This window comes from Thioalkalivibrio thiocyanodenitrificans ARhD 1, from assembly GCF_000378965.1.
GTDB lineage: Bacteria > Pseudomonadota > Gammaproteobacteria > Ectothiorhodospirales > Ectothiorhodospiraceae > Thioalkalivibrio_A > Thioalkalivibrio_A thiocyanodenitrificans.
On sequence record NZ_KB900536.1, the window covers coordinates 3,061,466 to 3,075,269 of the forward strand.

Consider the following 13,804-nt stretch of genomic DNA (forward strand, 5'->3'; position numbering starts at 1 on the left):
GGGCCGGAAACGCATTTCAGTCTTTCCATACAGAGCCCGGATATATGTCCGCGAACCGAATTTCAGCGCGGGCGGCGATCGCACAAGCGGTTCAATACAGCCCTTGAAACAAGGGAGGCGTCCATATATGTCCTCTGTTCCCCCCTGTTTCGCTCGGATTCTGGGCCCGAAAATTTGTGATTGACGTCACATTTTTCCAATTTTAGAATCAATCAACCATTAGCTCTGCGCATTCCTCATCGATGGGATAGACCCGGCGGATTCTGGTCGCAAGGGCACGATGCAGCGCCTCAGTGAAGGCATCGTAAGGTGACCGGGAGGGGAGGCATTTGCGCGATCTCTGGTTGATGTTCATGACGACCCCCTGGACCTGCGCGTCAGGCACTTTGCGGGAAAGATTGGTACCCATCGGTAAGCATGAACGGCCGATAAAGGAACTGTCACGCCGTGGCAGTCGATAATAAGAATGCTGGAGATCCACCCCTTGCATCGTGAGATCCTGTCTTTTGTCGCCGGATGGCGGCGCGTAAAGAATGGTCAAGCCCCCGTCACGCGTGCCGGCGTCGTACTGCCGGCACTGCTTGCCATGTTCCTTCTTGCACTCCCCGCTGTCGCCGTCGCACAGCTTACGGTGACGCCGATCACCTGGGACGTGGTGGGCCTGGATCACAATCGGCCGCTGAGCGAAGGGCCGGAACTGTTTCCGGTCGGGGCAAGTGTATGCTCGGACAGCGGGACCGGTACTGACGCGGTCACGGCCGAGTTCAGTTGGGACGGTCCGGATTCCGACGCCGGAACGCCCGACGACTGGATCATCAGCCGCCCCGGTTCCCTGACGGTGCTGGAGTTCGATCCGCTGGAGGCCGGCGAGTGCGTGGACGCGTACTTCGAGATCCAGGTGATTCGTGGTGCCGGCGCGTTCGGAGTTTCCCGTGAGTACCGGATTACCGCTACCGCGGGCCCGGAGGTTGCCGTCACGCCGACCCCGCGACAGATCTTCGTCGAGCGGCTGGTTTCGCAGAACCGAAACCGGACCCAGAGCATCCGCTGGGGCCGGCAGGCCGACGGCTCGGACTGGCAATTGCTCGGTGGCGGTTCCTCGCTCAATCTGGAGGTCGGCGAGACCTACTTCATCGAGCTGACCACGCAAACCGCGACCGCCTATGAGCAGATCGAGTCGTTCCTCACGCTGTCAAACACCATATTCCAGGTGCTCTCGGTCAGCACCGATTACTCTACCCGCAATTTCGACCCGCTCATTCCGGATCCGAATCCCAGCCTGTACGGCGATGGTTGCCAATGGGACCCGGACCCGAACAGCCCGAACTACCTGTCGTGCCTGGCGACCGGCAAGGCCGGCGGCACGGTCACGACCGTCTATCAGATCCGCATCGTTTCCGGCGGCGGCGAGCGGGTCAACCTGGAAGCCCTGATCTACGACTTTTCCGGTTCCAGCTTCCACTACAACACCGACTTCGTTCGCTCGCCCGGAGAGCTCGTGGTATTCACGCCCAGCGCGCCGGAATTCAGCAAGCGATTCATTCCCGGCACAATCGGGGCCGATGGCATCGCCACGGTGCGGTTCACGATTTCCAACCCGAACCCGATTCCCCAAAGCGGGTACTCGTTCACCGACACCCTTCCGGCCGGCATGGAAGTGGCCGCTGATCCCAACCTCTCAAGCAGTTGCGGTGGCAGCACGAATGCCTCTGCCGGCGGCAGTGTCATATCACTGGCGGGGGGGGAGCTGGAAGCCAACAGCTCCTGTACCATCCTGGTCGACGTGACGGTGCCGGAGGATGCCGGCGCCAGCTATCCGCAGACGCTGGAGAACAGCGTCGATTTGCGGGTCGGCGATCCGGGCGATCCCGAATTCACGCTCAATGCCACCGCCGAGCTGGAAGTCACCGAGTTCCCGCCACCGCCACAGGTTTGCACACCGAATGCGCTGGTGGCCTGGGACGGCTTCGACAGTGCGTCGACTCCCACTGCGACCGCCGATCCCGAGAACCGTTCTCCGGCCGCCTCGGGCGGGGCGGGCCTGACCTTTTCAACCGCGACCATCTCCGGACGCGGCGTCTGGAACGCGCGTGCCAACACCGCCAACCAGAGTCTGTCCCAGGCACTTTCGTCCAATGCCTACTACCAGTTCAGCCTGAATACCGTCGGCCTGGATACCGTGGACTTCGCGCTGGAGGCATTCCGCCAGAACGTCAACGCGCCCGAGTCACTGACGCTGTTCTGGGGCGCGGACACATCCAGCCTCACCCAGTCGGCGACGCTCACTCCGGTGCCCACCCGTTCCAACTCCGTCGGGTTCCGCAACCTTCGCGCCTCGGGGTTGGGCAACCTGGACGACGGCACCGGCGGTGGCGACGGCATTACCGTGTTTCGCGTCTATGCCTATGGCGCCTCGGGCACCAACCAGGATGTCAGCGTCCTGGATGTAATGATTTCCGACGGAGATACCTGCACCGATGCCGACCCCTCGACTGCGCCGGATCCTCCGCAGGTCAGCAAGCGCTTCGAGAGCCCACCCGGAACCGAGGTAAGTTCGGCAGGGCTGGGTCAGGAGCTTCGGCTGCTCTTCACCATCACCAACCCGAACGCGGCGGACGGGCTGACCGGCCTGCGCCTGGTCGACGCGCTGCCGCCGGGACTCGAGGTGGTGCCCGACACTTTCGACAACAACTGCACTGGCGGGGTCTGGGCCGAAGACCCGCAGGGCGTGCTGGTGCTCGAAGACAGCAGCATTAACGCCTCGGCTACGTGCACGCTGGCAGTCGACGTGCGGGCAACCTCGGTGGGCGGGCTGACCAATCTCAGCGACCCGATCGATGCCAATGAGACGCTGGCGGGCAATTCGGCCCGAGCCAGCCTCACGGTCGACGCGCCGTCGGAGACCCCCTCGATGGTCAAGTTCTTCGAGCCCAACCCACTGTTCGATCCCGCCGGCGCCACGCGCCTGGTCTTTCGCATCACCAACAACGACAGTTCAGATGCGATTGAGCAGGTCGGCTTCAGCGATACGCTACCGGACGGTCTGGTGCTGGCAAATCCGCTGGCCGACGAGGCCACCGGCAACTGCGGGTCGCCGACAGTCAGCAGAACCGCGGCCGATCTCGTGGAGGTTTTCGGCGCCACGGTGCCGCCGAGTACCGTCTGCGAGATTTCAGTGGATGTGGAACTGGCCGATCCGGGCATGGAGTTGCCGGCGTGGTTCGAGAACGTTTCCGGCCCGGTCCGCCATGTCTTCAACGGCGTGACCATCGAGGGTAATCAGGCCACGGCCACGCTGTTGGTCGATGAGCCCATTCCCTCGGTGCGGCTACTGAAGCAGGTCGGCCTGACGTCCGACATCGATGGCGCCTGGTCCGACTACGTGGGCGTGGCGCTGAACACCGATGTCTATTTCAGGTATGCGGTCGAGAACATCGGCGAGAGCGAACTGTCGGCCATCTCGCTGTCTGACCCCGAACTTGGCCTTGACCTTTCCAACTGCGTCTGGACCGATACGCAGGGCAATGCGCTGGGACAGGGTTTTGTGCTGCCAGTGGCCGACTTCGCCGATCCGGAAGCCCACATCGCAGTATGCATTGCCGGGCCCGAGACCGTGGCTCAGGCCGTGGAGTTGACCACATGGGCAACCGTGCAGGCCACGGCCCCGACCGGCGACGTGCAGGGCAGCGACGATGCCACGGTCGCGACCGCCGCGCTGGACGTGGTGAAAAGCGCCGATCCGGAGCAGTTCGAGGCCGCGGGCGAGACGATCAGTTACACCTTCACGGTCACCAATTCCGGCCCGGCGATCCTGAGCGGACCGGTGCTGATCGACGACCCGCTGATCCCGGATGTGAGCTGTCCGCCGGTGTCGAGCATTGGAGATAACGACAACTTCTTCTCGCCCGACGACGGTGCGCTGGTCTGCACCGGCACCTATGTCACCACCGACGAGGATGTCAGCGCCGGCCGGGTGGAGAATACGGCAACGGCCACTGCGGGAGCCGGAACGCCATCGGCCCCGGCCATCGAATCGGAGCCCGATACTGCGATTACCGCCATAGGCGGGGGAACGGAGTTGCCCCCGATTGAATCTTCCGATGAACCGGTGCCGATTCCGATTGGCGGTGGCTGGGCGCTGTGGTTGCTGCTGGCACTGATCGGCGCTGCCGGAATAATCGGACCGAATTGGCGGCGGCGTCGGCCCGGGGCCTGCTGAACGAAACCCGGGCGACGGGTTCGTTCGTAGGAGTCAGTCGAGATATGGGGGAGGTTCAACTTGACGCCTGTGTCTCCTCTCGAATTACTATCTATTGCTAGACTTGAGCTTCCCCCAATAAAACGGACGGTTTAATTGCTCGCGTATCGTGCTTCGTATTCTACCGGCGCCAGGTAGCGTAACGAAGCATGCCGTCGTTGCCGGTTGTAGAACACCTCGATGTACTCAAAGAGGCTTTGCTTGGCTTCTGCCCGGGTCTTGTAGTCCTCGTGGTGCACCAGTTCGTTCTTCAGGGAACCGAAGAAGCTTTCGGCCACCGCGTTGTCGAGGCACTCGCCCTTGCGGCTCATGCTGCAGCGCAGGCCGTTCTCGCGTAACTGCTGCCGGTACGTCGTCGAGGCATAGGTGCTGCCCTGATCGGAGTGGACGATGAGGTTGTCGACCTTTTTTCGACGCCACAGCGCCATAGTCAGGGCCTGCTGCACCAGTTCGGTATCGTTGCGGTTGCCCATGGCCCAGCCGATCACCTGACGGGAGAAGAGGTCCAGGAGCACGGCGAGGTAGAGCCAGCCCTCGCGGGTGGGGATGAAGGTGGTATCAGAAACCCAGGCAGTGTCCGGCTGGTCGACGGTAAATCGTCGCTGTAGCAGATCGGGTGCGGGCTGCAGGGTGTTCTTCGAATCCGTGGTGATGACGAACTTGCGGGCCATCCGGGACTTGATGTCCGCCGCCTTCATCAGGCGAGCCACCCGGTTAACACCACAGGCCGCGCCTTCGGCGACCAGGTCTTTGTGGATCTTCGGCGAGCCGTAGTTTTGCCGGGAACGTTGATGATAGTAGGCGATCTTCGCGGTGAGTCGTTTGCTTTCCTGGGTCCGCGGGCTCTCGGGCCGATCCAGCCAGTCGTGGTACCCGCTACGGGAGACCCCCAGTACCGCGCACAGCCGTGAGAAGGTGTGTTGATGACGGTGTTCCCGGATGAAGGCGTACTTCACTTGGACTCCCGAGCAAAGTACGCCGCGGCTTTTTTTAGGATTTCATTCTCCTCCTTGAGCCGCTTGTTCTCCTGGCGAAGCGTGGCCATCTCGCTCTGGCCTTCTTTCCTGGGCCGGCCCCGTTTGCTTGAAGCCACCTTGCCTTTCTGACTCATCTGTTCCTTCCATTTGTAGAGCTGGTTGCGTCGGATGCCGAGCTGCCGGGCTACTTCACTGGCCGGCCTGTCGGATTCCTCCAGCAAGCGCAGGGCTTCGAGCTTAAAGGCTTCGGGATAGGTTTTATAGGGCTTGCGTTTGACGGTCATGGGACACTCCTTGGGGAGACGCTCGTCTCCGATTAAAAGTGTCCGCTAAACTGGGGGAGGTTCAACTTGACCCCTATGCTCTTATGTGACCCCTATGCTCTTATGCCAGGGCGAACACGGATGCGCCTCCCCGGATGGCCATCCGGGATCCGGCGGACAACGGGTTTCACTCAGGAAAAGGAAAGGGAACGGAGGGCCGATACGCCCTCCGTTCCCTTTTGCATTTCCCGGGGAGCTGCCATCCCTGGCTCCACCAGTGTCACTTCACCTGTCGATCACTTCAGATCGAAGCGGTCCGCGTTCATCACCTTGTTCCAGGCATTGATGAAGTCGCGCACGAACTTCTCCCTGTTGTCATCCTGGGCGTAGACCTCGGCGTAGGCGCGCAGGATCGAGTTGGAGCCGAACACCAGGTCGACCCGGGTGGCGGTCCACTTGACCGCGTCCGTCTTGCGGTCGTGGATCTCGTAATGAGCACCGGCCGGTTTCCAGACGTTATTCATGTCGGTCAGGTTGACGAAGAAGTCCTGGCTCAGGGCGCCTTCGCGGTCGGTGAAGACGCCGTGTTTGGCGCCGCCGTGGTTGGTGCCCAGTACGCGCATGCCTCCAACCAGGACCGTCATCTCGGCCGCGGTCAGGCCCATCAGTTGCGTGCGGTCGAGCATCAGTTCCTCGGCGCTCACCACGTAGTCCTTCTTCACCCAGTTGCGATAGCCGTCGTGGATCGGTTCCAGCACCGAGAACCCGTCCGCGTCGGTCATCTCTTCGGTCGCATCACCTCGGCCCGAAGAGAAGGGCACGGTCACGTCGAACCCGGCGGCCTTGGCGGCCTGCTCGATGCCGACGTTGCCGGCGAGCACGATCACGTCGGCCACGCTGGCCCCGCTTTCCGCCGCGATCGGCTCCAGCACCGAGAGCACCTTCTGAAGGCGGGCGGGCTCGTTGCCTTCCCAGTCCTTCTGCGGCGCGAGGCGAATGCGCGCGCCATTGGCGCCGCCTCGGTAGTCCGACTGGCGGAAGGTGCGGGCGCTGTCCCAGGCGGTCGAGACCATCTCGGCGATGCTCAGGCCCGAGGCGGCGATCTTCGCCTTCACTGCATCCACGTCGTAGCCGGTGTTGCCGGCGGGAACCGGGTCCTGCCAGATCAGATCCTCGGCGGGAACCTCCGGGCCGATGTAGCGCGCCTTCGGGCCCATATCGCGATGGATCAGCTTGAACCAGGCACGGGCGAAGGTTTCGGTCAGATAGGCCGGATCCTTGTGGAAGCGCTCGGAGATCTCGCGGTACACCGGGTCCATTTTCATGGCCATGTCGGCATCGGTCATGATCGGCTTGCGGCGGATCGACGGGTCCTCCACATCCACGGGCTTGTCCTCCTCGCGGATGTCGACGGGTTCCCACTGCCAGGCGCCGGCGGGGGATTTCTTCAGCTCCCACTCATGGCCGAACAGCATGTCGAAATAGCCGTCGTCCCATTTCGTCGGATGCGTCGTCCAGGCGCCCTCGATGCCGGATGTCACGGTGTCGCGGCCCACCCCGCGGCTGGTGTGGTTCATCCAGCCCAGGCCCTGTTCGGACACGTCCGCGCCCTCGGGGCTCGGGCCCAGGTTCTCGGCCCGACCGTTGCCGTGGGTCTTGCCGACGGTGTGGCCGCCGGCGGTCAGTGCCACGGTCTCTTCGTCGTTCATCCCCATGCGGGCGAAGGTCTCGCGCACCTGGGCCGCGGTCTTGAGCGGGTCCGGCTTGCCGTTCACGCCTTCGGGGTTCACGTAGATCAGACCCATCTGCACCGCGGCCAGGGGGTTCTCCATGGACGAGGGGTTTTCGACGTCCTCGTAACGTTCGTCGCTGGGCGCCAACCATTCCTTCTCGGCACCCCAGTAGGTGTCCTTTTCCGGATGCCAGATGTCCTCGCGACCGAAGCCGAAGCCGAAGGTCTTGAGGCCCATGGACTCATAGGCCACGTTGCCCGCCAGAATGATCAGGTCGGCCCAGGAGAGGCGGTTGCCGTATTTTTGCTTGATCGGCCACAGCAGGCGGCGGGCCTTGTCGAGGTTGGCGTTGTCGGGCCAGGAATTCAGGGGCGCGAAGCGCTGGTTGCCCGTGTTGGCGCCACCTCGGCCATCGGCCATCCGGTAGGAACCGGCGGCGTGCCAAGCCATGCGGATCATCAGACCGCCGTAATGGCCCCAGTCCGCCGGCCACCAGTCCTGGCTGTCGGTCATCAGCGCCTCGACGTCCTGCTTGACCGCCTCATGGTCCAGCGACTTGACCGCCTCGCGGTAGGAAAAGTCCTTGTCCATCGGGTTGGTCTTGGTATCGTGCTGATGCAGGATGTCGAGATTCAGCGCATTGGGCCACCAGTCCATATTCGACGTGCCCACCGCGGAGTTCGCCCCGTGCATCACCGGGCATTTGCCTGTCGTCTTGGTGTCTTGTGCGGACATGTATTCCTCCTGATCGTGCTCGGTGAGTGTGTAAACGGTTGCTCAAGAACCACTGTAGTGGATGGCATTGAGGAAATAGAGTGAAATCTATATATGGCCTGGATAGCCTGGGACTATCACCGATTCCGGTCGAAGCGGTTAAGGGGTCAAGTCTAGCAATGTATAGTAATTGGAGAAGGATCCAGGAACTTCATTCTCTTCACAGATCAGGACATCACGCCTCTGAGGGAATGACTGGGTCGGATCACTGCAACCATCTGGCTCTGCCCCCAAACTGACTGGATATTGCAGGTATACCCGGTCGGATTAACGGATCTCCCTCGAGTCAGGGTACAAGGAAATCCCGCCTCCGGCATGGCCCGAATCACCGTGTCAGGCCAGGATTGCCCGGGCACAACAGAGCGCGAATCCAGTAGAATCTTACGCCTGTGCCCTGACGCAAACCGATCACACCGAGGCCGTTCGATGACCAGCGCCCTACCCAACCAGGATTGTCGCTTCTGCCGGATTGCCGCGGGCCTGGCCGACCCGCTTGTTTTCGCGAACCGCTCGTTCGTCGCCGCCTTCGACACCCACCCGGTCAATCCGGGGCATGCGCTCATCATCCCGCGGCGGCATGTGGTCTCCCTGTTCGAACTCAACGAAACCGAACAATCGGACTATTTCGACGCGATTCAGGGCGTCCGGGAGGTCATCGAAACGACCGATATGACCAGCCTGTATCGCAACATGTTGAGCCGCGAGGACCTGCGGGAGAGACCGAAGGACCACATCGAAAGCGTCCTGGAACTCCCCTTCCTGGGCAACCGGCCCGACGCCTACACGGTGGGCAACAACGACGGCCGGGCGGCGGGACGGAGCATCGACCACCTGCATGTCATCCTCCTGCCGCGCTATGAGGGAGACGTGCAGGATCCAAGGGGCGGCATCCGGAACGTCATCCCCGATCGGGCGAAGTACCACAAGCGACAATGACCAAGGGAAGAGGGGAGGTTCGCTCCGTCTCCTATTCGCACTTGCACTAGAATAGGAAACGGGCAAGGGGAGACCTGCAACATGACACCACACCACCGAGGCCTGGCCGGCGCTCTGACCGTGCTGACGTTTGTCTCATTCACCGCAAGCGCGCAGGAGATCACCACGGGCCCTGAGGCCAGCGTCAGCATACCGGTGGACAATCCCTGGGCCCTCGGGCTGCTGCTACTGGCGTTCACGGTCTGCGCCTATGTCGTGCTGCAAAGGCGCACCCACCGGGTGGCCCTCGCGGTGCTCCTCTCCCTGGGCCTGGTCGCCGGCATGCTCTGGCAGAGCCCTGATCTGCGCGCCCAGGTGGTACTCATGTTTACCAACCCCGCTGGTGAGACCCTGCCCATCGCCGTCCACCCGGTCACCAGCAACGGCGACATCGAGGGTTTCGAACCGGCCGACTTCGTCAACAATTCCGGTAACACACTGCGCATCACGGGTATCGAGCTGCCCACGTTTGCCCGGTGCTTTCCCGACGGGGCCGACAACCTGCTGCCCCCGGGACAGCCCGACCCGGACCCGCCCGCCTCCTGCGGTGTCGGCCAGACACTGTCCAACGGAGCGACCTGCCGGGTAGATGTGGACAGCATCTGCCGCGATCTGGCCGCGGCGAACGTCACGCTCACTGCCATCAGCCCCAACTCCGGCCCGGCAGCCGGGGGCGCAGGCGTCACGCTCACGGGCACCGGACTGGCCGGCGCCACCGCGGTCAGCTTCGACGGGGTCGCGGCCACCAGTGTGAACGTGGTCAACTCCACCACCGTCACCGCCGTCACGCCGGCCCATGCGGCGGGCACCGTGGACGTGGTCATCGACACTCCTGCGGGCGGCGCCACCCTCACCAATGGCTACACCTATCTGGCCACGGCGGTCGGCCAGTCCTCCGGCGGCGGCACCATCGCCTGCCTGAATGGTGCACTTAACAATCTGATCGCCGCCACGGCCGACAACAGCATGGCAATCGAGTGGGGCGGGTCTGGTACAGCGATCGGGTCCGGCGCCCAAAGCGTTACGGATGGCGCGGCCAATACCGCCTCCATCGTAGCGGGCCTCGGCAACAACGGCGGAACCCCCTATGCCGCGCAGTTATGTACAGATTTCGAGGTGGACTCCCAGGGGAACACGCCCTGCCAGGCAGGCAATACCTGTTACAACGACTGGTTCCTTCCAGCGGGTAATAATGTCACGGTGACCGGCCAGCTGAACTGCCTGTTTGCCAATCGTGCCGCTATTGGCGGTTTTGCGGCCGGCTTCTACTGGAGTTCAACAGAGTTCTCTGGCGATCCTGTTCTTAGTGCGTGGATGCAGGATTTCAACGGTGGCGGCCAGTTTGCCGGCTCAAAGAGTTTCGCGCACAGAGTCCGTTGTGTTCGCGGATTCACCCCCTGAGGAGAGCACGGACCTCAGTACCATGGATTCCGCGAGCGCTTGTTGCACGCCTTGGGCGCCAGGTGAGAGCGGTTCAACGCACCGTCCCGATCAGGATCGCATCCCGCCAGAACCGGCGAGGGCGCCTGGGCGCGCGGGCGTTAATCCGGTGTCCTGCGCTTCAGCCCGTAGACCAGCCCGGCCACCGCACCCAGCAGGGCACCGGCGGGCCCGGTGATGAAGATGCCGAGCAGCGGCCCCTGGTTCGCCTCCGGCGCCAGCAGCATCGGCCCGAAGAATCCCGCCACGAAACCGATGGAACCCAGGATCGCGGCGCCGTAGCCGGCCGCCCCCAAAGCCGAACGCGGCATCTCGCGGGTATGAGGCCAGACCATGAAGGCCACCGCCAGGGCGATGAGCAGGGCCAGAACCTGACCGGCCGACTCGAGCGAGAGGATCATCAGGATGATCACGCTCAGCACGTACGTGCCGAAGAAGGTCATGAGCAAGACGGTGACTCTCAATACCGGGTTCATTGCGTCGAATCTCCCCCGAGGCTGTGGCGTCAAGTCCTGTAATATGCGGTCATGCGATAAGGAAGCTATAGGGAAGCTATAGGGGTCAAGTCTAGTAATATATAGTAATGCCCGAAGCAACGATGAGTCTTGAAATCCGACTCATAAGGAAAATATGGCTCATACTGGAAGATATTCCTCTGTGACCCGGATCTTCACTGGATCGAGAAACCCAAAAGGTTGACGAACCGGCGGGACCTCCCGGGGAACGGGGATCCTCAACCACCTGGGGGCTTCCCGCATGAAACGCCCATCCGTCTGGATCATTTCCCTCCTCTTGTGCCTGCCGCTGACCGTGGCGGGGGAGGCGCGTGAGTTGGCACGTGCCACGTTCGCCGGCGGCTGCTTCTGGTGTATGGAGCCACCCTACGATCGGCTGGATGGTGTGGTGGAGACCATCTCAGGCTTCAGTGGCGGCCATGTGGCCAACCCCTCGTATGAGGCGGTGGTGCGCGGCGGCACCGGACACCTGGAGGTGGTCCAGGTGATCTACGATCCTGCGGTGGTCAGCTACGAAGCCCTGTTGTATGTCTACTGGCGCAATATCGATCCCTTTCAGGCTGAAGGCCAGTTCTGCGACTGGGGACCGATGTACCGTTCAGCCATTTTCGTTCATGACGAGGAACAGCGTCGTCTGGCCCGGGTCTCTCTGGAGCAAGTGAAGGCCCGGAATCTGTCGGATCGGCCAATCGCTACGCGCATACTCGATTTCGAAGCATTCTATCCGGCCGAGGAGTACCACCAGGGCTACTACCGGAAGAACCCGATACGCTACCGCTATTACCGATGGAACTGCGGACGCGACCAGCGCCTGGAGGACCTTTGGGGCCCGGAGGCCGGCGGCAGCCCGGGCTGAAGCCCTGACAGTGCCGGATGAGCGCCGGTGGAGCGGCGTTCGCGGTGCGTGAAGCGTCTATAATTTCCGAGGCTCCCTTTGATCCCGGAGCGCCTGATGAATCCGAATCCCCGAAGCAAGTCCCGATCGATGGCTCGATCCCGCCGCAGGTTTCTGGCGGCCATTGGTCTGACCCTGCCGATCCTCTGGTTGAGGCTCCGCGGGAGTGCTGCCGGTTCCGGCAACGGCCCGCCCTTTGAGGCCCTGGATCTCGATGATCAGACCTGGTGGGAGATTCTGACGGCGGCGCAATACCATGTCCTGCGCCGGGAGGGCACGGAAGCACCGTTTTCCAGCCCGCTGGACAAGGAGTATGGCGAAGGCACGTATGTCTGCGCCGGCTGTTTTCTGCCTCTGTTCTCCAGCGCACACAAGTACGATTCGGGCACGGGTTGGCCAAGCTTCTGGCAGCCGATCTCCCCCGTCCATGTGGGCACCCGGCGCGATTACTGGCCGTACTATCCCAGTATCGAATACCATTGCGCCCGCTGCGGCGGTCATCAGGGCCACATCTTCAACGACGGTCCGCAGCCCACCGGGAGGCGCTGGTGCAACAACGGCCTCGCGCTCGAGTTCATTCCCGTCGGCACTGCGCTGCCCACTCTCAGGGGTCAAGTCTAGCAATATACAGTAATGTGAGCGATCGGGATCACCCCTCGGCCGGCATTGCGCGTGCACACCTGGTTGGTGGGGAACCACTCGTCAGGCCGGTTGCAGCGGTGGGTATACGCAGCGGGTGATCGGTGGGGAGCGAAAAACGGGTCAAAAAGCGATTGTACGAATGCTGGCGGAAATTGCTCCCTGACCGGGCTATCTTCGATATTGCCCCTGACGCTGCCTTTCTTTTTTTGGTGTCCCGCAAGTCCAATAACAACGGAGTCCTCTCAATGTGCCGATTGTTGGTATCACTTCTGTCGATCCTGATTCTTGCATCCGCCCCGGGACAGGCGGCGGATCTTGCCGACCTGTTCGAGCAGGTAAATCCCAGCGTCGTGGTGATCCGGTCCCAGGAACAGGTGGCCCGTGGTACGGAGCAGCTGGAGTGGCGCACCATCCAGCGGACCGGGTCGGGGGTTCTGGTGTCGGAGGATGGCCGCATCGTGACCGCCGCCCATGTGGTCCAGTCCGCAGACCAGATCCAGGTGACCTTTGCCGATGGCAGCGAGGCGGATGCCCGGGTGATCGGTTCAGAGCCTGCAGCAGATATCGCCATGCTGGAGGTTGAAGAGGTGCCCGCGGACGCCAGGGTGGCGCACCTGGGCGACTCGGACGGGGTGCGCATCGGCCAGCCCGTATTCGCCATCGGAGCACCCCGCGGCCTGGCCCACGCTCTCAGCGTCGGGCACATCAGCGCCCGCCATCAGGGCAGCGACATCACCGGTGACTTCGGGTTGGGCGAGCTGCTGCAGACTGATGCCTCGCTCAACCGGGGCAACTCCGGCGGGCCGCTGTTTGACTATTCCGGTGAGGTGGTCGGAATCGTCAGTCGCATTCTCACGAGTTCCGGCGGATCTCAGGGTCTGGGCTTTGCGGTCACCTCGAACCAGGTGCGCGAGCTGCTGCTGGAACAGCGCGCCTTCTGGAACGGCCTAAACGGTTACTGGGTGCAGGGCAACCTGGCACGGCTTTTGAACATTCCCCAGGCGCGGGGGCTGATCGTGCAAGGCATGGCCGCGGGCTCTCCGGCGGCGCGCATCGGCCTGCGTGCGGGCACGGTGGAAGTGAACATCGCCGGTGAGACGCTGATACTCGGCGGAGACGTGATCCTGAGCGTCGAGGGCATCTCCTTCGCGGATGACGATGGTTATATGCGCATCCGGCAGCACCTGGGCGGACTGAATCCGGGCGACAGCGTGACGATCAACGTGTTGCGTGCGGGCGAAAGGGTCTCGCTGACCACCACTCTGGGCGCGCCGGAGGCGAAAGGGGATGGAGGAATTGATTCTTGACCAGCCTCCCGCCGCCCCTTTTCCT

10 protein-coding genes are annotated in these 13,804 nt (G+C 62.7%); 6 read left to right on the plus strand and 4 right to left on the minus strand.

All coding sequences use genetic code 11. From position 1 onward, the window contains the following. Window positions 1–466: 466 nt before the first annotated feature. The gene (locus tag THITHI_RS0114500; protein ID WP_018233830.1) at window positions 467–4,219 is read left to right on the plus strand and encodes a DUF7933 domain-containing protein; all 3,753 of its coding nucleotides are present in this window, start codon (window positions 467–469) and stop codon (window positions 4,217–4,219) included. A 131-nt stretch (window positions 4,220–4,350) separates the two neighbouring features. Here the strand turns inward: THITHI_RS0114500 and THITHI_RS0114505 are convergent, their stop codons facing one another. From THITHI_RS0114505 to katG, 3 genes are all read right to left on the minus strand, one after another. Further along, window positions 4,351–5,214 carry an IS3 family transposase gene (locus THITHI_RS0114505; RefSeq protein ID WP_018231893.1) on the minus strand — a complete coding sequence of 288 codons (864 nt, stop codon included), beginning with the start codon at window positions 5,212–5,214 and terminating at the stop codon, window positions 4,351–4,353. After that, the gene (locus tag THITHI_RS0114510; RefSeq protein WP_018231894.1) at window positions 5,211–5,519 is read right to left on the minus strand and encodes a transposase; all 309 of its coding nucleotides are present in this window, start codon (window positions 5,517–5,519) and stop codon (window positions 5,211–5,213) included. Before THITHI_RS0114510 ends, THITHI_RS0114505 begins: the two co-directional genes overlap by 4 nt. A 275-nt stretch (window positions 5,520–5,794) precedes the next feature. Beyond that, window positions 5,795–7,966 (minus strand): catalase/peroxidase HPI, encoded by a 2,172-nt coding sequence (katG, locus tag THITHI_RS0114515; protein ID WP_018233831.1) that lies wholly within the window; start codon window positions 7,964–7,966, stop codon window positions 5,795–5,797. A gap of 465 nt (window positions 7,967–8,431) precedes the next feature. Here katG and THITHI_RS0114520 point away from each other — a divergent pair, with 465 nt between their 5' ends. Both THITHI_RS0114520 and THITHI_RS0114525 read left to right on the plus strand, forming a co-directional pair. After that, window positions 8,432–8,941, plus strand: a complete 510-nt coding sequence (locus tag THITHI_RS0114520) for an HIT family protein (protein WP_018233832.1) — start codon at window positions 8,432–8,434, stop codon at window positions 8,939–8,941. 81 nt (window positions 8,942–9,022) lie between these two features. Beyond that, entirely contained in the window at window positions 9,023–10,381 is a 1,359-nt protein-coding gene (locus tag THITHI_RS0114525; protein WP_018233833.1) for a midcut-by-XrtH protein, read from the plus strand. A 140-nt stretch (window positions 10,382–10,521) separates the two neighbouring features. Here the strand turns inward: THITHI_RS0114525 and THITHI_RS19865 are convergent, their stop codons facing one another. Next, window positions 10,522–10,896 carry a hypothetical protein gene (locus THITHI_RS19865; protein WP_051079948.1) on the minus strand — a complete coding sequence of 125 codons (375 nt, stop codon included), beginning with the start codon at window positions 10,894–10,896 and terminating at the stop codon, window positions 10,522–10,524. A gap of 280 nt (window positions 10,897–11,176) precedes the next feature. Between THITHI_RS19865 and msrA the strand changes: the two genes are divergently transcribed. The 3 genes from msrA to THITHI_RS0114545 all read left to right on the plus strand — a co-directional run bounded on the left by msrA (window position 11,177) and on the right by THITHI_RS0114545 (window position 13,779). Further along, a complete protein-coding gene (gene msrA / locus THITHI_RS0114535) occupies window positions 11,177–11,791 on the plus strand; it encodes a peptide-methionine (S)-S-oxide reductase MsrA (protein WP_051079949.1) in 615 nt (204 codons plus the stop codon). A 129-nt stretch (window positions 11,792–11,920) separates the two neighbouring features. After that, on the plus strand, window positions 11,921–12,451 hold the full coding sequence (gene msrB, locus THITHI_RS0114540; protein ID WP_026186375.1) for a peptide-methionine (R)-S-oxide reductase MsrB: 531 nt from the start codon (window positions 11,921–11,923) through the stop codon (window positions 12,449–12,451). Between the two features lie 266 nt (window positions 12,452–12,717). Continuing rightward, on the plus strand, window positions 12,718–13,779 hold the full coding sequence (locus THITHI_RS0114545) for a S1C family serine protease (RefSeq protein ID WP_018233837.1): 1,062 nt from the start codon (window positions 12,718–12,720) through the stop codon (window positions 13,777–13,779). Window positions 13,780–13,804 lie beyond the last annotated feature (25 nt).

What these genes read in the sequence shown, in the direction of transcription:
- THITHI_RS19865 (WP_051079948.1), bottom strand. Translation starts at nt 10,896, where the DNA reads ATGAACCCGGTATTGAGAGTCACCGTCTTGCTCATGACCTTCTTCGGC.
- THITHI_RS0114525 (WP_018233833.1), top strand. Translation starts at nt 9,023, where the DNA reads ATGACACCACACCACCGAGGCCTGGCCGGCGCTCTGACCGTGCTGACG.
- THITHI_RS0114500 (WP_018233830.1), top strand. Translation starts at nt 467, where the DNA reads ATGCTGGAGATCCACCCCTTGCATCGTGAGATCCTGTCTTTTGTCGCC.
- THITHI_RS0114545 (WP_018233837.1), top strand. Translation starts at nt 12,718, where the DNA reads ATGTGCCGATTGTTGGTATCACTTCTGTCGATCCTGATTCTTGCATCC.
- THITHI_RS0114510 (WP_018231894.1), bottom strand. Translation starts at nt 5,519, where the DNA reads ATGACCGTCAAACGCAAGCCCTATAAAACCTATCCCGAAGCCTTTAAG.
- katG (WP_018233831.1), bottom strand. Translation starts at nt 7,966, where the DNA reads ATGTCCGCACAAGACACCAAGACGACAGGCAAATGCCCGGTGATGCAC.
- THITHI_RS0114520 (WP_018233832.1), top strand. Translation starts at nt 8,432, where the DNA reads ATGACCAGCGCCCTACCCAACCAGGATTGTCGCTTCTGCCGGATTGCC.
- msrB (WP_026186375.1), top strand. Translation starts at nt 11,921, where the DNA reads ATGGCTCGATCCCGCCGCAGGTTTCTGGCGGCCATTGGTCTGACCCTG.
- msrA (WP_051079949.1), top strand. Translation starts at nt 11,177, where the DNA reads ATGAAACGCCCATCCGTCTGGATCATTTCCCTCCTCTTGTGCCTGCCG.